The sequence below is a fragment of the Candidatus Litorirhabdus singularis genome (genome assembly GCF_026262625.1).
Taxonomy (GTDB): domain Bacteria; phylum Pseudomonadota; class Gammaproteobacteria; order Pseudomonadales; family Halieaceae; genus Litorirhabdus; species Litorirhabdus singularis.
This window is the reverse complement of the sequence record NZ_SHNN01000001.1, coordinates 215,664-234,325: the sequence shown is the minus strand read 5'-3', so window position 1 is coordinate 234,325 and position 18,662 is coordinate 215,664. Positions and strand designations below refer to the sequence as shown.

Sequence of the window (18,662 nt, the reverse complement as noted above, 5' to 3'; positions counted from 1 at the left end):
TAGAATTGCGCCCGCTTTGAACGGGACTCCTCCAGCGGGTCTGTTCTGCTCAGGGCTGGCGTAGCTCAGTTGGTAGAGCAGCTGATTTGTAATCAGCAGGTCGCGCGTTCGATTCGTGTCGCCAGCTCCATTTTTCGAAGAATACTGTTTTTACCCTTTGGGGTCTCGTTCGTTATCGTCTGTCGGAGCATAGCGCCGCGAGTAGGGTCTATCCCTAAAACGCCATCGCTTATGGTGCCGAGTGACAGACCACTTCCAGGTTATTGCCATCCGGGTCTAGCACAAAGGCGCCGTAGTAATTGGGGTGATACTCTGGTCTTGGGTTGGGGGCGCCGTTGTCGGTGGCGCCTGCCGCCATGGCTGCATGGTAGAAGGCGTCCACTACCGCACGGTCCTCGCTGGCAAACGCCAGGTGTATAGGTCCGCTGCGGGTACCGGATTGAAGCCAGAAGTCGGGTTTCATGGCTTGTCCAAAGCCGGCGCCGGATATGCCGTGATCCATCAGTAACGAATACCCCAGCGGAGCCAGAGCCGCGGTATAGAAAGCTCTGCTGCGTGACATATCTGAGACTTTGATGCCGATATGATCAATCATGTGAGTTCCTCATTTGTGTTAGTGGCTATTATCACTGCTGTTGTAGCGCGCTAGCGGACGGCAGCAATAGCTTGCTGGCAAAGGTCAGGTTCCTTTTCTACAGCTTTATCGTCGCTGTCGCTCAGGAATCGCGCAGTCCTGTCAAAGATTTTGATTGCCACATTGGGTGCAAGGGTTATTGCCTGCACGTAGGTGTCTACGCCAGTGCTGATGGGGGATGTTGAAATACTCAGGTCGTTCAGTGGACCAGTGATTTCAAGCGTGCCCGGTATCTGAAATCTGCGTCGTTTAGAGCGAGGTGTGATGCTGATTTTGGTCATCATGGTGTTCAGGTCGAGGCTGACTTTCCCACCCGCAATCAAATGCTCGGACTCGGCGAAGATAACTCTACTTTTGGCAATGCCCTCGCCGAAGTCAAATTCCCCGAGCAAGCAACTAAAATGCGTCTCCTCGCTGAGTACTCCGCCGGTCAGGAACCAGGCCACGGTGTCGGTGGCCAGCTGGTCGTAAGCAGCGCCTTTGATGCGCAGATCCTCTAGCGCGAACCCCCCGGTACCTCCTAATGTTGCTGGCATTTTTGCGGGGGTGTCGCCCTTAACCTGAATGTCGAGTATCGCATGGGCGTCGCCGCGCACATTAGTGCCGCCGCCGAATTCTTCTATGAGTGGCCGCAGTTTTAGATCATTAACCAAACCGTTGACGCTCCAAATGGGTTCGACCCCTGCGGTCTCGAGTGCCGCCGCTAGCTCAACGAAGCCGTTGCTCAAATTGACTTGGGATGATTCGATAGCCCAACGTTGGTTTGCAGCTGTGATATGGGCCTTGAAGTTCTTGGCCAGTGGCTCTTTACCGTTGATCTCGGCGACGCTGATGTTAATGTCGATCTCCGTGTCTGGCAGTAGGTGCAGCGGTAGCGGTTGTTGCGGGTCAAAGCCGCTTTTCGGCGGCTTCGCCGTATCCATCTTGTCGCTGTCGGCCTCGGCATACTTCTCAAGAGCCTGATCCAGGCCAAAGTCGCGCAGCAGCAGCTCTGGTGAAGATAGGCTGCCATTGAGTTGCGTCAATTTCATATTGTCTACAGCCAGCTGCAGGTCCGAGGTGATAACGCTTTCGCCGACGGTCAGCGATCCTTTCAGTTCAATATTGTTGTTGTTGCTAGCGACATCAATGGCGGTCCGCACGCGTTGCACAGTTACGCCATTGAGCTGTTCTAACAAGACTGTATCGGTGATATTGGTGTCCAGGCGCATATCGATGGCGCTGACCTGATCATCAAACTGAGCCTCGCCGCGGATGCGAAACTCTACTTTTGGCGCCCCTTGGTTATGTATATCCAGATTCTCAATGTGCAGGCTTCCGGAATTGTAGGCCAGGCTGAACTGTCCATATAAACTCCCGGCCTGAAACTGGGGGAAGTCCTGATCCAGTATAGATTCGATAAGGCGGTTTGTTTCCAGGCCGCTGAGAGAACCCTCAATGTTGAAGCCCGCCAGCGTTTCGAGGTTCGCGATGGAGCCTTGCACGGTCAGCAGGGTGCGATTGTTGCGGTGTAAGCGTAGCGCCAGTTTATTGAGTTGCATGCCATTGGGGTCTTGCTGCAAAACGGCATTAACTTCAACCGCGCCCAGGTCCGCAACCACGTCATCAATGATGCCCGCCAGCTCGCTCGTGCTTGAAAGTGATGCGGCCAGTGGCAGCGTAAGTTCCAGTAGGCTGAACTCTGGCAGCGGAATCATGGAGAGAAAGCCATCGGACACTGATAGTTGCGTGTCGGCTGTGCGCCCCGCTTTGACATCAAGCGCCGTGACCAAAAGCCGGGCCGTCGTCCCGGAAATTACAGCGCTGGCAGCCACCGGGCCAACTTCTGGAATTTCCTGCTCGCCGATGTCGATCAGGTCGGTCAGGGTGTTACTGTGGGCTGAGTTTATAGCTGCAACCAGCTCAATTTTTTTAATGTCCTGAACCTTTCCGTCGAGTACTCCCGAGAGGTCTCCAACCGACCCGCTTAAAGTAAGCTCAAGCTTGTCTGCGTCGCCGCTGTGCAGGTGCAGTTCACGCAGCGCAAGTAATCCATCGTTGGTGAGTAGCTGCGCCTCCAGAGTCCAGTTGCCCGGGTCGATAGGGAGTGTGCCTAGCCATGGCTCCAAAGGTCGCAGCTCGGGTGCCGCGATGCGCAGCGACAGATTGCTGTCGGCGCCAAAATCACCGGCCAATAAGCGGTTGAGATAGAGCTGTCCCTGGGCTGCGATGGTAAAACCTGCACCGTCGTCTGAGTTCAATGAGATATCGTTGAGCAGCAAATCATCGAGCGGACCGGTGAGTGCAACGCCGGCATGGGTGCTGCCCAGCGGCGGCAGTGTCGCCTCACTGAATTGCTCAAGCCATGTTATATCGGCAAGTGAGGCTTGTAGCGATAGATCGAATTCCGGCACTGCTGCAAACGCATAATTGAGATCGCCGCCGGCAGTAACCGTATAGTGTTCGGCGTGCTCCAGCTTGAAGTCTGCCCGAGTAAGCGCCAATTGGTGGAGGTCGCCGCGCAAGTGGCCCTGCAGGGACGTAGTGCCCTGCAAGTCAAACTCCATCGCCAGCAGTTCAAGCAGGGTGGCGCTATTAGCGAGCGAGAAATCAATGTCAGCATCGTAATCAATGCTCCCGGAGGCAACGCTAATGGCGCCATCAAGCTGTAATTGGGCTGCCTGAGTGGGTGCTCGCGCAAGCAATGAGAAGCTGAATTTTCGGGTATTGTCGGCTAGTAGCTGCGGGTTATCCAGGCGGGCAGTTATCTCGATCGGGATATCCAGTTGTTGCCCGGTCACCTCCAGCACCAAGCCTTGTCCGTCAGCAAGCGCTTGCGTTGATAGCGTAGTCAGGGTTGTAGTATTTACCTGTTCAGGGCTGCCCCAATGGATGGTTAGCTGGCTGATGTCGATATTACCTGGCACCAGCCCCTGATAGCTCGAGAGATCGGCGGGGAGCATACCGGGTTCCTCGCTGACGTTAGCCGTTGGCTCGCTGATCAGATATAGCTCGATCGCATTGGCGGTTAACACCGCACGGCTATTGTCCATGCTAAGCAATTCGCGCCACAGGATTGTCAGGTCAAAAGCCCCAACGTCCAAGAGTGGTTTACCATCGCGCTTTTCCACTATTCTCAGGTCTCGAGTAGCAAGGTGTCCGCTGATCAAGTCCAGTTTCAGGGCGCTATACTCGGCGCGTAGTCCGCTGGCAGACAGAGCCGGGTTGAACAGCCAGCCAGGGCTTAGCTGAAGTATGGTCAGACTGGCTGTGAGGAGCAGCAGCGGTATCAGGATCAGTGCGGCTATCAACTTGCCTATCATGCTATTTTGACTGGCATATCAGTCGGCCCCATGTATCGCCGTAGCGGTGACAGTCGCAGTGAGCTTCAGAGGTCAAACTCAGCCTGCCTTTCATCGTTGATGCTGAGTGGGTCCTGGTGAATCACTACGTCGCTACCTGGCATCACTTCGAGAATGGCGGCCTCCACCTGGTCTGCAATCACATGTGCTTGATGCAGTGGTAAAAAGTCATCCAGCTCTATGTGCAGTTGAATAAAACGCATGCGCCCGGATACCCGTGTGCGCAGGTCGTGCACCCCGTGGACGCTTGGGTGGGCGCAGGCGGCGCTGATGATCTGATCCCGTTGTGGGGTGGGTAGCTCACGATCCAGTAAATCCTGCAGGGCTTCGTTGGCAATTTTCCAGGCACAGTAGAGCACCCAGACCGCGATGATAAGCGCCAGTGCGGGATCGATGCCGAACCAGCCCATTTGGGCTATGAGTAGGGCAAGCACGATGGCCCCATTGCTGACAATGTCAGTGGCGTAATGAAAGGAGTCTGCCTTGATGGCGGTGGAATGCGTGCGCTTGATGACGTAGCGTTGAAATATCACTAGCACAGATGTCAGCACAATCGAAAATGACATCACCGCTATGCCAACTCCAATCTGCTCCAGTGGCTGGGGATTAATTAACCGCTGTATCGCTTCAACGATCAGAAAAATACCGGAACCGCCGATAAATACCGCTTGCGCCAGGCCTGCCAGTGACTCTGCCTTGCCGTGGCCGAAGCGGTGCTCTGCATCGGGCGGTGTGAGGGCGTAACGAACGGCGAACAGGTTCAGCAAAGAGGCGCCGCCGTCCATCAAGGAGTCGATCAATGAGGCTAGCAAGCTCACTGATTCGGTGGCCATGTAGGCCCCTAGCTTGGCCATAATGAGTATGGTGGCCGTCAGCACTGCCGCGGCAGTTGCCCATTTAAGCAGTCGGACCTCCGTCGTATGGGAGACGGGGTTCATTGGCTATATCGCTTGCAGGTGATCATATGTTCAGGTTACTCCGCCGTGCGTTGGCTGGCAAAACTGCTGTGAATACATTGTTGTCCGCTGCGAGCTTAGTCCGCGCAGGGCTTTTAATGGTGAACCTTAATGGTAACCTAGGCGGCTCCTCAACGCCTGAGTGTCCAGCTTGAATATGGAAAAGATACTGATTGCCAACCGCGGTGAAATTGCGCTCCGTATTGTCAAGAGCTGCCGCCTTATGGAGTTGGCTAGTGTCGCGGTTTACTCCGAAATCGATCGCGATAGTCCGCATGTGCAGGCGGCTGATCAAGGCCATTGTATCGGCCCAGCGGCGTTGGAAGATTCCTATCTGAACATCGATAATATTTTGGCCGCTGCGGCTGCCACCGGGGCGGATGCGGTCCATCCAGGCTATGGATTGTTATCGGAAAATCCAGAGTTTGCTGAACGCGTGCTGGCGGCTGGTTTGATATGGATCGGCCCGCCGGTGGCGGCTATGCGGGCGATGTCTAGTAAAATTAGTGCCCGTGAATTGGCGTTGGCACACGGAGTGCCCGTGGTGCCAGCCCGGGCGTTACCGCAGGCGCCAGATGCCGCGGCGCTGGCCGATATTGAAGAGCTGGGGCTGCCGCTGTTGCTGAAAGCTGCAGCTGGCGGCGGCGGTATTGGTATGCGCGAGATACACGCTAGCGCTGATTTAAGCGCTCAGATTGGTGCCGCTCAGGAGCAGGCAAAGCGGCAATTTGGCAGTTCAGAGTTACTGGTGGAACGATTACTGACGGGGGCGCGTCATGTCGAGGTGCAGGTGCTGGGTGATCAGCACGGTAACCTGGTGCATTTGTACGACCGTGACTGTTCGCTGCAAAGACGTCGTCAGAAGTTGATAGAGGAGGCGCCGGCACCAGAGCTGAGTGATGATTTACGGCGGCGCCTGCAGGGGGCCGCGTTAGCATTGGCCGCGGCGGTGGATTATCAGGGCGTGGGGACGGTAGAGTTTCTGGTTAGTGGTGATGATTTCTACTTGCTGGAAATGAATACCCGGTTGCAGGTTGAGCATGGCGTGACAGAGGCGGTTACAGGCATTGACCTTGTGGAACAGCAACTCAGGGTCGCTCGCGGCGAGCCTCTGGCGCTAGAACAGGCTGATATTCACTGCCACGGGCATGCCATTGAGGCGCGGGTTTATGCCGAGCGGCCACGGCAAGACTTTGCGCCCTGTACGGGCACCGTGTTGGCTTTCAGCAGTGAGCAGCGCGCTGGTCTGCGGGTGGATAGCGGGGTTGCTGCCGGGGTCAATGTCAGTCACTACTATGACGGTCTGTTGTGCAAATTGATCGTGCATCGCCCTGAGCGAACGCAGGCAACGGCGTTGCTACAACGCTCATTGGCAGGGCTTTGGCTACCCGGCGTAGAGACTAATCAAGCTTTCCTTGGTGCTCTATTGGCGTCGCCAACATGGGGCGATCCGGGGCGGTTACAGGTGGCAGTAGTGGAGGAGCAGATGCCAGAATTGTTGGCAGCTGCGGAGCTTGATTTGGCCAGTCGACAGCTGCTGCTGGCGGCCGCTACCGTCTGGCGTTTTCGACGCGATCCTCCGGCTGCAGACAGGCGCCCCTGGCCGGGTGGGTTTCAACTGCAACGACAGAGTCATTGGCGCACGGATGCGGGGCTGGAGGTTGTGGCATGGCAATGGCTGGAGGCTGGCGTTTATCAGTTTGCCGACGCTGAATTGTTGGTCACCCATGCGGTTGAGGCTGCTGCCGACGGCTTGTTGTTAGAGATAAATGGCAGCCGTCATCGGCTACAGGTGGTGCAGGCAGGAGAGTCGATGTGGGTATTTCTACCCGACGTCGGTGCGCTGCGACTGGAGGCGGTTTTTGCGGTTGGCAGCGCGTCTGCCGCTGCTGCCGACGGCGCTTGTGTCAGTCATGGCCCGGGGCAAGTTCTGGAAGTGCTGGTGGGTGCCGGACAGGAGGTTGAGCGTGGCGATGCTTTGGTGGTAATTGAGTCCATGAAAATGGAAAGTACTTTGCAGGCAGCGGTCGGCGGGCAAGTAGTGGCGGTTGCAGTCAGTGCTGGCGACATCATCGCCAGCGGCCAGCTTTTGCTGAATATAGCCCCACAGGAGATCGAGCAATGAGTTGGCAAAAAGAGGTCGACGAAATCAACAAGCGGCGGCGCTTGGCTCGCGCTCTGGGTGGGCCAGAAGCTATTGCCCGACATCATGAGCTGGGTAAATTAACCCTGCGTGAGCGGATTGCCGCGTTGCTGGATGAGAACAGTTTTCGCGAGCAGGGAGCGATGGCCGGAGCAGCGACGCTCGATGATGATGGCGAAGTGGCGAATTTTGATCCTGCCAATTACATATTGGGTGCCGGCGCCATTAATGGTCGCCCGGTGGTAGTGGGGGGTGAAGATTTTACCCTCAAAGGGGGTTCCCCTAATGCGGCTGGTTATCGTAAGAGCGTTTATGCGGAGCATCTTGCCATTGATATGCGCGCCCCGCTGGTAAGGCTTATGGAAGGTGGCGGCGGCAGTGTGGCTGGTGGCGGAGGCGACCCAAAGCAGCCGCGTACGGTAGGTGAGCCGCCGCATCTGCAGCCTCGGCTGCAGATTATTGCTGAGGCTATGAGCAAAGTGCCGATTGCGTCGGCGGCGTTGGGTCCGGTGGCGGGGCTGCCGGCCGCCCGGTTGGTAGCCTCACATTTTCGTGTCATGACGCAGGAGACGGCGCAGGTGCTGATCGCCGGGCCGGCGGTGGTGGAGCGAGCGCTGGGTGTGAGTCTCAGTAAGCAGGAGTTGGGCGGACCAGCGGTGCATCTGTTATCTGGTGTGGTGGACAATGTGGCAGTGGATGAATACGACGCGCTCAGGCAGATTCGCACATTTCTCAGCTTCTTCCCCCAGCATGCGTGGCAGAGCGCTCCTCGAACGCCCTGCTCTGACCCGGTAGACCGTTGTGAAAACGCCCTGTTGTCGCTGGTACCCCGGGACCGTCGCGCGACCTTCGATATGCATGAGTTGATAGCAGGTGTGGTAGACCAGGACAGTTTTTTTGAGTATTCCGCCAGCTATGGGCCCAGTCTGATTACCGGTTATGCCCGTTTGAACGGGCAGAGCGTGGGTATTTTAGCGAACGATTGTCGCTTCTTTGCCGGCGCCATGAGCGCAGACGGAGCTGAGAAGACCCGTCGCTTCATAGAGACCTGTGACAGTTTCCATATTCCGATTGTCACTTTCATTGATGAGCCCGGGTTTATGATTGGGCCTGAGGCAGAGCGTGCCGGTACCATTCGCTACGGAATGGCAACTTGCCTGGCAGCGGCGGCATCCCAGGTGCCCTGGGCGAGCGTGATGGTGCATAAGTCATTTGGCGTCGCCACCACAGCTCATTTCGCGCCAGATAACTATGTCCTTAGCTGGCCATCGGTGGCGAGTGGCGCGCTGCCAGTGGAAGGTGGGGTCGCCGTTGCGTTCCGCCGTGTTATTGCCGCGGCAGATAATCCGGAGCAAAAGCGCAAAGAATTGGAAGATCAGTTGGCTTCAGCTCGCTCGCCTTACCCCGCCGCGGAGTCGTTTGCTGTGAATGATCTGATTGATCCGCGTGAGACCCGGCCGATGTTGTGTCAGTGGGTGGAAGATATCCAGCCGCGGCTGCAGACGCTGACCACTCCGGTCAGTTTTGGGTTTCGACCCTGAGCTGCCCTACTGGCAGCATTTGGACATAAAACATCGGAATAACGGCCTCGTTCATCAATATTCTGTAGTTATAACGCCCTGATTACTCAGGTGTTGCACGGCTATGGTTTCTGGTTGGGTCATTGTGAGGCCTTGTTGGCTTCTGGCAAACTCGCGCAAAGCCAGAGATTATGCGGCTCAGGGGCTGGCGTTTGGATTCTGCTGGTCGACCCAATTTAATTGCCAACAGCGGTTGACAAAGGAGGGGGGCTTAAGGACAATACGCCGCCTTTCGGAGGGGTTCCCGAGTGGCCAAAGGGATCAGACTGTAAATCTGACGCGTAAGCTTCGGTGGTTCGAATCCACCCCCCTCCACCATTAGTTTTGGGAACGTGGCGGGTATAGTTCAACGGTAGAACCTCAGCCTTCCAAGCTGATGATGCGGGTTCGATCCCCGCTACCCGCTCCAACGAATTGAGTGCTCATATAGCTCAGTCGGTAGAGCACTTCCTTGGTAAGGAAGAGGTCACCGGTTCAAATCCGGTTATGAGCTCCACTTTTTTCGCGGGTGCGAAGCAAGTGGTTAGAGAGAAAGTTTTAACAACGTGGCTAGAATTCGGATTTCGAATTAGCTGCAAGCGAGCGTAGGAGACTGTCAAAATGGCAAAAGCGCAATTTGAACGTAGCAAGCCTCACTTGAATGTGGGCACCATTGGTCACGTTGACCACGGTAAAACCACCCTGACTGCAGCGCTTACCCGCGTTTGTGCGGAAGTCTGGGGCGGAGAAATGGTTGCATTTGATGGTATTGATAATGCGCCTGAAGAAAGAGAGCGCGGTATTACTATTGCGACTTCTCACGTTGAGTACGAGACGCCTGATCGTCACTACGCTCACGTTGATTGCCCTGGACACGCGGATTATGTGAAGAACATGATCACCGGTGCTGCGCAGATGGACGGCGCTATTCTGGTATGTGGCGCGACTGACGGCCCTATGCCGCAGACCCGTGAGCACATCCTGCTGTCACGTCAGGTTGGCGTACCTTACATTGTCGTGTTCCTGAACAAGGCTGACCTGCTGGCTGAAGATTGCGGCGGCGCTGAGTCAGAAGAATACGAAGAGATGAAAGAGCTGGTTGAGATGGAGCTGCGTGAGCTGCTCGATATGTACGAGTTCCCGGGTGACGACACTCCGATCATCTGTGGTTCAGCGCTGATGGCGTTGAATGGCGACGATACTAACGAGCTGGGCACTACAGCTGTTAAGACATTGCTTGAAACTCTGGATGCTTACATTCCGCAGCCTGAGCGTGCGATTGATCAGCCGTTCCTGATGCCGGTTGAGGACGTGTTCTCAATCTCTGGTCGCGGTACGGTTGTAACCGGTCGTGTTGAGCGTGGCATTGTGAAGGTTGGTGAGGAAATCGAGATTATCGGTATCCGTGACACTCAGAAGACTACCTGTACCGGTGTTGAGATGTTCCGTAAGCTGCTTGACGAAGGCCGTGCTGGCGAGAACGTTGGTGTTCTGCTGCGTGGTACCAAGCGTGAAGACGTTGAGCGTGGTCAAGTACTGGCCAAGCCTGGCAGTGTTAACCCGCACACCAAGTTTGAGGCAGAAGTCTACATTCTGTCGAAAGACGAAGGTGGTCGTCATACACCGTTCTTCAAGGGCTATCGTCCGCAGTTTTACTTCCGTACTACGGATGTAACTGGTGCGTGTGAATTGCCTGAAGGTGTTGAGATGGTTATGCCTGGCGACAACGTGCAAATGGTAGCGACGTTGATTGCGCCGATTGCAATGGAAGAAGGCCTGCGTTTTGCGATTCGTGAAGGCGGTCGTACTGTTGGCGCTGGTGTTGTAGCGAAGATCATCGAGTAATATCGAGGGTCGCAGCGATCGGGTGGTCGGATTGATTCGACCTCTCGGTCATCAGATAGAAGCGTTACAGGGTCGAGTCCATCCGACCAAAAGAACAAAGGCAATCTCGCCGGAACAGTGTTCCGGTGGTACGACAGTTGAAGCCTCTTCCAAGTCCAGCCGAGCGTAGCTCGGCTTCGTCGTCTAAGAAGGAAGTGGGTTGTGGTTGTATGTGGAGGCCCTGCTGGAAGGTGGTTGTGGGGTCGAAATGATTCGATCGAAAGAATGTTAGGCCAGTAGCTCAATTGGCAGAGCAGCGGTCTCCAAAACCGCAGGTTGGGGGTTCGATTCCCTCCTGGCCTGCCATATATATGGCGGGTTGTTTAGTGAAAGGCCCAGAGGTAGTGATAGCGAATGAACGCTGAAGCAAAAAGTAGCAGTCTGGATACAGCCAAGTGGGTAGTTGTCGCCATCTTGGTTGGTGTTGGCGTCTATGGAAACAGCTATTTCGCTGATGAATCCTTGTTGTACCGTGTGCTGGCATTGCTGGCGCTGGGTTTGGTGGGTGCTTTTATAGCGCTACAGACCAGTCATGGCGCTGCATTTTGGGTGCTGACGCGAGAGTCACGTACTGAGATTCGTAAGGTAGTGTGGCCTACACGGCAAGAAACCGTGCAGACCACCTTTATCGTTTTGGGTTTCGTTCTTTTGACGGCACTGCTTTTGTGGGGTTTAGATTCCCTGCTTGGTTGGCTGGTGTCGTTGGTTATTGGATAGGTGTAAGGAAGGTATCGAATGTCAATGCGCTGGTATGTCGTACACGCCTACTCCGGTTATGAAAAGAAAGTGGCCACTGCTCTCCAGGAGCGGGTCGAACTGCACTCCATGGGAGATCGCTTTGGTGATGTTCTGGTGCCTACCGAAGAAGTGGTAGAGATGCGTGGTGGGCAAAAGCGGCGCAGTGAGCGCAAGTTTTTCCCCGGATACGTACTGGTGCAGATGGAATTGGACGATGACACTTGGCACTTGGTGAAAGATACACCTCGAGTCATGGGTTTTATTGGTGGTACAGCAGACCAGCCGGCGCCGATCACTGAGGCTGAGGCCAATGCGATACTGCAGCGTGTTGAGGAGGGTGTTGAAGCTCCCAGACCCAAGACTCTGTTTGAGCCAGGCGAGATGGTGCGCGTTGTTGACGGTCCCTTTAATGACTTCAACGGGGTTGTCGAAGAAGTTAACTACGAGAAGAGTCGTTTACAGGTTGCCGTGCTGATCTTTGGTCGCTCGACACCGGTAGAGCTCGAATTTGGTCAGGTAGAAAAGGCCTAAAAATTTAGTAGCTGTTCACAGCATGGTCACGGCCTGCTGAGACAGTTGAACGCAAAGCGGCACATTGGTGCCGTCAACAACAGGGGAGCCCGACCCTCGCAAGAGTAGTACGGCGTTTGCACCCAAGGAGAAAGAGCAATGGCTCAGAAGATTCAGGCTTATATCAAGCTGCAGGTGCCTGCTGGTCAGGCTAACCCGAGTCCGCCTGTCGGCCCAGCATTGGGTCAGCACGGTGTGAATATCATGGATTTCTGCAAGGCGTTTAACGCTGAAACCCAAGGCATGGAACCGGGTCTGCCGATTCCTGTGGTTATCACCGTTTATTCCGATCGCAGCTTCACTTTTATCCGTAAGACTCCGCCCGCCTCGGTTTTGTTGCAAAAAGCGGCTGGCATTAAGAGTGGTTCCGGAACTCCCAATACCAAGAAAGTGGGCAAAGTGACTCGCGCTCAGTTGGAAGAAGTAGCAACGGCCAAATGGCCAGACCTGACTGCGGCTGATATGGACGCAGCGGTACGTACCATCGCCGGTAGCGCTCGCTCCGCCGGTATTGACACAGAGGGAGTCATCTAATGGCTAAGCTGTCGAAGCGCATGCGCGCTAACAAAGAAAAAGTGGACCCGGCCAAGCAATACCCGCTGGATGAAGCCGTTAGCTTGCTGAAAGAAATGACTGGAGCCAAGTTCAACGAAACTCTGGAAATTGCTGTAAACCTGGGCGTTGATGCCAAGAAATCTGATCAGGGTGTGCGCGGAGCAACTACATTGCCGCACGGTACCGGAAGTCATGTACGCGTTGCCGTATTCACCTCTGGTGAAAATGCAGAAAAGGCGACAGCTGCAGGCGCCGAGCTGGTGGGTATGGAAGAGTTGGCGGACAAGGTCAAAGCTGGCGAGATGGACTTTGATGTGGTTATTGCGTCACCCGACGCTATGCGCGTAGTAGGTCAGTTGGGTCAGATTTTGGGCCCGCGTGGCCTGATGCCTAACCCCAAAACTGGCACCGTAACCCCGGATGTTGAAACCGCGGTGAAAAATGCCAAGGCTGGACAGGTTCGGTATCGTACTGACAAGAACGGTATCGTCCACGGCGGTATCGGTAAGATAGATTTTGAAGTGAACGCCATCAAGGAAAACCTTGAGGCGGTACTGGCTGACCTGATTAAGGGCAAGCCTGCAGCTTCTAAAGGCGTTTATATGAAGAAAGTGACCCTGTCTACGACTATGGGTCCCGGTCTGGCAATCGACCAGTCTTCATTGGAAATTTGATCGGGAAGCCCCCACAAGGGGCTTCTTCTCAAGTTGTTTCGCAGGATGCGAAACACGTGGTTGGGCCGTCACTTACCGGTGACTCCAATCATCTTTGAGGTCTTTGGACTGGCAAGACATACGGTGGCCTACAGGCCCCAGAGTCGACTTAGCTAAAGACCATCAAAGACCGTAGGTGCGAAAGCTTAATCAGGCTGCCCGGTGGGTATGCCAACCTACGCAGATGGACGTAGTGTCCGGCGACATAACGGTCGCAGGGGCGCAGCAGCTTACCCATAACTGCTGTCAACCCTGAGCCTGTAAGTGGTCAGATGTTACGAATTTTAACCAATTTGGAGTAATTCCAGTGGCAATTGGACTCGAAGACAAGAAAGCGATCGTTGCTGACGTTAACGAGACTGCCTCCAGTGCACTTTCACTGGTTATAGCCGATGCACGTGGCTGTACCGTGGATGAGATGACTGCACTGCGCAGGGATGCTCGCGAAAACCAGATTATGCTCCGCGTAGTGCGGAACACTCTGGCCAGGCGCGCATTTGAGGGTACCGAATACGAGTGTGTCTCTGAGACACTCACCGGTCCTTCCCTGTTCGGATTTTCTATGGAAGATCCTGGCGCAGCGGCAAGACTTTTTAAAGATTTTGCCAAATCGAACGATGAGTTCGAGGTGAAAGCACTAGCGGTTAGTGGTCAGTTACTGGGCGCTGAACAATTGGATGTATTGGCCAAACTGCCGACGCGTGATCAAGGACTCTCGATGTTGATGAGTGTCATCCTTGCGCCGGCTACCAAGCTGGTACAAACAATGAACGCAGTTCCCAGCAAGCTGGTACGTACAGTAGCAGCTGTTCGCGATCAGAAAGAGCAGGCAGCGTAAGCAGTCTGAAAATTTAGCTAAGTAAACAGGAGATTAGGGTCATGGCTCTGTCTAAAGACGAAATATTAGATGCAATCGCAGAAATGAGCGTAATGGATATCGTTGCGCTCATCGAAGCAATGGAAGAAAAGTTCGGTGTTACCGCTGCTGCAGCTGTTGCTGCCGCTCCAGCTGCTGGCGGCGAAGCCGCTGCTGCTGCTGAAGAGCAGACTGAATTTGACGTAATGCTGACTTCTGCTGGTGAGAAGAAAGTGAACGTCATTAAGGTTGTTCGTGCGGTTACCGGTCTTGGCCTGAAAGAAGCCAAGGGACTGGTTGACGGTGCACCTTCTGCAATTAAGGAAGGCGTATCCAAGGACGAAGCAGAAGACGTCCTCAAGCAGTTGGTAGAAGCTGGCGGTTCAGCAGAGCTTAAGTAAGCCCTGTTGTTCAGCATTAGCTGTTAAGACGTGCCGAAGGCTGGTGGTATTAACCACCGGCCTTTTGCCGCTTAAAAGATTCGATATAATGTCCGGTCGATAATCATCGACGTGGACAGTTAAATCCTCCGCTGGGAGGGAACAGGTCACATGTTTTTGTGGCCTTTTAGGACACGTGCTGGGGAGTACAGATGACATACTCGTACACTGAGAAAAAACGAATTCGTAAGGATTTTGGCGTCATGACTTCGGTCATGGAGGTGCCTTATCTGCTGGCTATCCAGCTCGACTCCTATCGCAAATTTACGCAGGTGGGCACTCCGCTAGACCAACGTGGTGAGCACGGTTTGCATGCCGCATTTAAATCTGTATTCCCGATTGTCAGCTACAGCGGTAGTGCGGCTCTTGAGTATGTGGATTACGCTCTGGGCACCCCCGTTTTTGACGTCAATGAATGTCAGCTTCGCGGTGTCACTTATTCCGTAGCACTTCGCGTTAAAGTACGGCTGATCATTTACGATAAGGATTCGGCTAACAAAACGATTAAGGATATCAAGGAGCAAGAAGTCTACATGGGAGAGATTCCTCTCATGACTGACAACGGCACCTTTGTCATCAACGGTACCGAGCGTGTTATCGTATCTCAGCTACACCGTTCCCCGGGTGTATTTTTTGACCACGACCGTGGCAAAACTCACTCATCTGGCAAGCTGCTTTATTCTGCTCGTGTGATTCCCTACCGTGGTTCCTGGTTGGACTTTGAGTTTGACCCCAAGGACATGGTTTATGTACGTATTGACCGTCGCCGCAAATTGCCTGCGACTATTCTTATGCGTGCTCTGGGTTACAGCTCAGAAGAAATTCTGGAGATGTTCTACGATGTGAACGAATTCAACATCGACCCCCAAGGCGAGCACACGATGACGCTGATCCCCGAGCGTCTGCGTGGAGAAGTGTCCAGCTTTGATATCAAGATTGGGCGTAAACTTGTTGTCGAGACTGGTCGTCGTATCACTGCGCGGCATATTCGCCAATTAGAAGAAGCTAATATTACCGAGCTGATCGTGCCTAATGACTACGTGCTGGGGCGCTCCCTGGCCAAGAATGTCGTGGACGAGAAGACCGGTGAAATACTGTTTGCTTGTAACACTGAGTTAACGGAAGAAGTATTGGCACAGATGATTGAAGCTGGTGTTACCAAGCTGGAAACCCTGTTTACCAATGAGCTGGATTGCGGACCGTTTATCTCTGATACCCTCCGTGTTGATTCCACCAATAACGAGCTCGAGGCGCTGGTAGAAATCTACCGCATGATGCGTCCTGGTGAGCCGCCGACTAAAGAGTCGGCTGAGAATCTGTTCCAGAACCTGTTCTTCTCCGCTGACCGTTACGATCTGTCCGCTGTTGGTCGTATGAAGTTCAACCGCCGCCTGGGTCGTCAAGAGTCTACCGGTAGCGGTATTCTTGATCGTGAAGATATTGTAGAAGTGCTCAAAACGCTGATTAATATTCGTAACGGTAAAGGCGTGGTCGATGATATTGATCACCTCGGTAACCGTCGCGTGCGTTCGGTCGGTGAAATGGCCGAGAACCAGTTCCGCGTGGGTCTGGTGCGGGTAGAGCGCGCTGTTAAGGAACGTTTGTCCATGGCGGAAAGTGAAGGCCTGATGCCTCAGGACCTTATTAACGCCAAGCCGGTTGCCGCCGCAGTCAAAGAATTCTTTGGCTCCAGCCAGCTGTCTCAGTTTATGGACCAAAACAATCCACTGTCGGAAGTGACTCACAAGCGTCGTGTTTCTGCGCTAGGACCAGGTGGTCTGACCCGTGAACGTGCCGGTTTTGAAGTTCGTGACGTACACCCGACTCACTATGGTCGCGTATGTCCGATTGAGACTCCTGAAGGTCCAAACATTGGTTTGATTAACTCTCTGGCTACTTATGCACGCACCAACGATTATGGCTTTCTTGAAAGCCCCTATCGCAAAGTGGTTGACGGCATAGTCACTGACGACATCGAATACTTGTCTGCCATTAACGAAGGCGGGCACGTTATCGCTCAGGCTTCGGCTGAGATGGATAAGAAGAACCAGCTGGTTGAAGATCTGGTTGCCGTTCGTCACATGAACGAATTTACGGTCAAGCCGCCAGCGGATGTTGATTACATGGATGTGTCGCCGCGCCAGGTTGTATCGGTTGCTGCGTCGCTGATTCCATTCCTGGAGCACGATGACGCTAACCGCGCTCTGATGGGCTCTAACATGCAGCGTCAGGCTGTACCAACCTTGCGTGCTGATAAGCCGCTGGTAGGTACGGGTATGGAGCGTCACGTGGCCCGGGATTCCGGTGTCTGTGTGGTAGCTCATCGCGCAGGGGTTGTCGACAGCGTCGATGCCAGTCGAATCGTGGTACGTGTCAATCTTGAAGAGGTTGATAATGATCAGGCGCCGGTTGATATCTACAATCTGACCAAGTACACCCGTTCTAACCAGAATACCTGTATTAACCAGCGCTCGATTGTGCGCGAAGGCGATACCATTCAGCGTGGCGATATTCTCGCAGATGGGCCCTCCGTAGATCTGGGTGAGCTGGCACTGGGGCAGAATATGCGTATCGCATTTATGCCTTGGAACGGTTACAACTTTGAGGACTCGATTCTGGTATCAGAGCGCGTCGTGAAAGAGGATCGCTTCACTACGATTCATATTCAAGAGCTCACTTGTATTGCTCGCGACACCAAGTTGGGGCCTGAAGAAGTTACTGCGGATATCCCCAATGTGGGCGAGTCTGCGCTGGCCAAGCTGGATGAGTCCGGTATCGTCTATATCGGAGCCGAGGTTGATGCTGGCGATATTCTGGTGGGCAAGGTGACGCCGAAAGGTGAAACCCAGCTGACTCCGGAAGAAAAGCTGCTGCGGGCCATTTTTGGTGAGAAAGCGTCGGATGTTAAAGATACATCACAGCGCGTGCCGACCAGCACTAAAGGTACGGTTATCGATGTGCAGGTATTTACCCGCGACGGTCTTGAGAAAGACGCGCGTGCCCTGCAGATTGAAAAACATCAGCTGGACCAGTATCGCAAAGATCTGAACGAAGAGTACCGGATTTTCGAGGAAGCTATGTTTGCTCGTCTGGTCAGTATTCTGGACGGCAAGAAGTCTGTTAGCGGAGCCGGCTTGTCCAAGGGCACCGTGCTGACAGCTGAGGTGCTTGCTGAACTTGAGCGCGAGCAGTGGTTCAAGCTTAAAGTTGACTCTAGTACTAATGAATCGCTGGTGGCAGCGCAGACTCAGCTTGAGTCGCAGCGTGAATACCTGGACGAGAAGTTTGAGGACAAGAAGAGCAAGCTGCAAAGTGGCGATGACCTGGCTCCTGGCGTACTCAAGATTGTTAAGGTTTATCTGGCTATTAAGCGTCGTATTCAGCCTGGTGACAAAATGGCTGGACGTCACGGTAACAAGGGTGTCATCTCTGTCATTATGCCGGTTGAGGATATGCCCTATGACGAGAAGGGAGAGCCGGTTGATATCGTGCTGAACCCGCTGGGCGTACCTTCGCGCATGAACGTCGGACAGGTGTTGGAAACTCACCTGGGAATGGCTGCCAAGGGTCTTGGCGAAAAGATTGATGCCATGATGGTCGAGCAGCGCAAAGTTGGAGAGATGCGGAAGTTCCTTGAGCAGATCTATAACAGTGGTGTTGGACACAAGGAAGACATCAAGGGTCTGAGCGATATCGAGGTGCTTGAGTTGGCGCAGAACCTGCGCGGTGGTGTGCCTATGGCGACACCAGTATTTGACGGCGCCGCTGAGTCCTCAATCAAGGACTTACTGGAACTTGCAGATATGCCAGAAAGCGGCCAGTTCACTTTGTACGATGGCCGTACCGGTGACCAGTTTGATCGCGATGTCACGGTCGGTTACATGTATATGCTGAAGCTGAACCACTTGGTGGATGACAAGATGCATGCCCGTTCAACCGGCTCCTACAGTCTGGTTACTCAGCAGCCGCTGGGTGGTAAGGCGCAGTTTGGAGGCCAGCGTTTTGGTGAGATGGAAGTGTGGGCACTGGAAGCATACGGTGCGGCTTACACCTTGCAGGAAATGCTGACCGTCAAGTCGGACGATGTGGCAGGCCGGACCAAGATGTACAAGAATATTGTCGATGGGGATCATCGCATGGAACCGGGAATGCCCGAGTCCTTCAATGTGTTGGTTAAGGAAATACGTTCTCTCGGTATTGATATCGAGTTGGAACAAGAGTAACAAACATTTTTTGGATTCGAATAGGGTTGCTTTGCAGCCCTTGGCATAAA

13 protein-coding genes and 5 tRNA genes are annotated in these 18,662 nt (G+C 54.1%); 15 read left to right on the top strand and 3 right to left on the bottom strand.

Annotated elements, in window-relative coordinates; translation table 11 throughout:
- Positions 1 to 54: 54 nt before the first annotated feature.
- Positions 55 to 130: transfer RNA gene (locus EYC98_RS01115), tRNA-Thr, on the top strand.
- A 99-nt stretch (positions 131 to 229) separates the two neighbouring features.
- Here EYC98_RS01115 and EYC98_RS01110 read toward each other — a convergent pair.
- From EYC98_RS01110 to EYC98_RS01100, 3 genes are all read right to left on the bottom strand, one after another.
- Positions 230 to 595, bottom strand: coding sequence for a VOC family protein (locus tag EYC98_RS01110; protein ID WP_279243456.1), 366 nt, complete (start codon positions 593 to 595; stop codon positions 230 to 232).
- Between the two features lie 50 nt (positions 596 to 645).
- Complete coding sequence (locus EYC98_RS01105; protein WP_279243455.1) at positions 646 to 3,936, bottom strand: AsmA family protein; 3,291 nt, start codon at positions 3,934 to 3,936, stop codon at positions 646 to 648.
- 65 nt (positions 3,937 to 4,001) lie between these two features.
- Entirely contained in the window at positions 4,002 to 4,913 is a 912-nt protein-coding gene (locus tag EYC98_RS01100; protein WP_279243454.1) for a cation diffusion facilitator family transporter, read from the bottom strand.
- Positions 4,914 to 5,088: 175 nt separating this feature from the next.
- Here EYC98_RS01100 and EYC98_RS01095 point away from each other — a divergent pair, with 175 nt between their 5' ends.
- The 14 genes from EYC98_RS01095 (at position 5,089) to rpoB (ending at position 18,612) form a co-directional block, all read left to right on the top strand.
- Positions 5,089 to 7,056 (top strand): acetyl/propionyl/methylcrotonyl-CoA carboxylase subunit alpha, encoded by a 1,968-nt coding sequence (locus EYC98_RS01095; protein ID WP_279243453.1) that lies wholly within the window; start codon positions 5,089 to 5,091, stop codon positions 7,054 to 7,056.
- The gene (locus EYC98_RS01090) at positions 7,053 to 8,615 is read left to right on the top strand and encodes an acyl-CoA carboxylase subunit beta (RefSeq protein ID WP_279243452.1); all 1,563 of its coding nucleotides are present in this window, start codon (positions 7,053 to 7,055) and stop codon (positions 8,613 to 8,615) included. Before EYC98_RS01095 ends, EYC98_RS01090 begins: the two co-directional genes overlap by 4 nt.
- A gap of 273 nt (positions 8,616 to 8,888) precedes the next feature.
- Positions 8,889 to 8,972 (top strand) — tRNA-Tyr (locus EYC98_RS01085).
- Positions 8,973 to 8,989: 17 nt separating this feature from the next.
- Positions 8,990 to 9,063: transfer RNA gene (locus EYC98_RS01080), tRNA-Gly, on the top strand.
- Between the two features lie 11 nt (positions 9,064 to 9,074).
- Positions 9,075 to 9,150: transfer RNA gene (locus EYC98_RS01075), tRNA-Thr, on the top strand.
- 104 nt (positions 9,151 to 9,254) lie between these two features.
- Positions 9,255 to 10,478, top strand: coding sequence for an elongation factor Tu (tuf, locus tag EYC98_RS01070; RefSeq protein ID WP_279243451.1), 1,224 nt, complete (start codon positions 9,255 to 9,257; stop codon positions 10,476 to 10,478).
- Positions 10,479 to 10,747: 269 nt separating this feature from the next.
- Positions 10,748 to 10,823: transfer RNA gene (locus tag EYC98_RS01065), tRNA-Trp, on the top strand.
- A 48-nt stretch (positions 10,824 to 10,871) separates the two neighbouring features.
- The gene (gene secE, locus EYC98_RS01060) at positions 10,872 to 11,234 is read left to right on the top strand and encodes a preprotein translocase subunit SecE (protein ID WP_279243450.1); all 363 of its coding nucleotides are present in this window, start codon (positions 10,872 to 10,874) and stop codon (positions 11,232 to 11,234) included.
- 18 nt (positions 11,235 to 11,252) lie between these two features.
- Positions 11,253 to 11,786, top strand: a complete 534-nt coding sequence (nusG, locus tag EYC98_RS01055) for a transcription termination/antitermination protein NusG (protein ID WP_279243449.1) — start codon at positions 11,253 to 11,255, stop codon at positions 11,784 to 11,786.
- A gap of 138 nt (positions 11,787 to 11,924) precedes the next feature.
- The gene (gene rplK / locus EYC98_RS01050) at positions 11,925 to 12,359 is read left to right on the top strand and encodes a 50S ribosomal protein L11 (RefSeq protein WP_279243448.1); all 435 of its coding nucleotides are present in this window, start codon (positions 11,925 to 11,927) and stop codon (positions 12,357 to 12,359) included.
- On the top strand, positions 12,359 to 13,054 hold the full coding sequence (rplA, locus tag EYC98_RS01045; RefSeq protein WP_279243447.1) for a 50S ribosomal protein L1: 696 nt from the start codon (positions 12,359 to 12,361) through the stop codon (positions 13,052 to 13,054). The genes rplK and rplA overlap by 1 nt, the downstream gene beginning before the upstream one ends.
- A 346-nt stretch (positions 13,055 to 13,400) precedes the next feature.
- Entirely contained in the window at positions 13,401 to 13,931 is a 531-nt protein-coding gene (gene rplJ / locus EYC98_RS01040) for a 50S ribosomal protein L10 (protein WP_279243446.1), read from the top strand.
- A 41-nt stretch (positions 13,932 to 13,972) separates the two neighbouring features.
- A complete protein-coding gene (rplL, locus tag EYC98_RS01035; protein ID WP_279243445.1) occupies positions 13,973 to 14,350 on the top strand; it encodes a 50S ribosomal protein L7/L12 in 378 nt (125 codons plus the stop codon).
- A gap of 191 nt (positions 14,351 to 14,541) precedes the next feature.
- Positions 14,542 to 18,612: a DNA-directed RNA polymerase subunit beta gene (rpoB, locus tag EYC98_RS01030; RefSeq protein WP_279243444.1), complete on the top strand. Its 4,071-nt coding sequence runs from the start codon at positions 14,542 to 14,544 to the stop codon at positions 18,610 to 18,612.
- Positions 18,613 to 18,662 lie beyond the last annotated feature (50 nt).

What these genes read in the sequence shown, in the direction of transcription:
- EYC98_RS01110 (WP_279243456.1), bottom strand. Translation starts at nt 595, where the DNA reads ATGATTGATCATATCGGCATCAAAGTCTCAGATATGTCACGCAGCAGA.
- EYC98_RS01105 (WP_279243455.1), bottom strand. Translation starts at nt 3,936, where the DNA reads ATGATAGGCAAGTTGATAGCCGCACTGATCCTGATACCGCTGCTGCTC.
- EYC98_RS01100 (WP_279243454.1), bottom strand. Translation starts at nt 4,913, where the DNA reads ATGAACCCCGTCTCCCATACGACGGAGGTCCGACTGCTTAAATGGGCA.
- EYC98_RS01095 (WP_279243453.1), top strand. Translation starts at nt 5,089, where the DNA reads ATGGAAAAGATACTGATTGCCAACCGCGGTGAAATTGCGCTCCGTATT.
- EYC98_RS01090 (WP_279243452.1), top strand. Translation starts at nt 7,053, where the DNA reads ATGAGTTGGCAAAAAGAGGTCGACGAAATCAACAAGCGGCGGCGCTTG.
- tuf (WP_279243451.1), top strand. Translation starts at nt 9,255, where the DNA reads ATGGCAAAAGCGCAATTTGAACGTAGCAAGCCTCACTTGAATGTGGGC.
- secE (WP_279243450.1), top strand. Translation starts at nt 10,872, where the DNA reads ATGAACGCTGAAGCAAAAAGTAGCAGTCTGGATACAGCCAAGTGGGTA.
- nusG (WP_279243449.1), top strand. Translation starts at nt 11,253, where the DNA reads ATGTCAATGCGCTGGTATGTCGTACACGCCTACTCCGGTTATGAAAAG.
- rplK (WP_279243448.1), top strand. Translation starts at nt 11,925, where the DNA reads ATGGCTCAGAAGATTCAGGCTTATATCAAGCTGCAGGTGCCTGCTGGT.
- rplA (WP_279243447.1), top strand. Translation starts at nt 12,359, where the DNA reads ATGGCTAAGCTGTCGAAGCGCATGCGCGCTAACAAAGAAAAAGTGGAC.
- rplL (WP_279243445.1), top strand. Translation starts at nt 13,973, where the DNA reads ATGGCTCTGTCTAAAGACGAAATATTAGATGCAATCGCAGAAATGAGC.
- rpoB (WP_279243444.1), top strand. Translation starts at nt 14,542, where the DNA reads ATGACATACTCGTACACTGAGAAAAAACGAATTCGTAAGGATTTTGGC.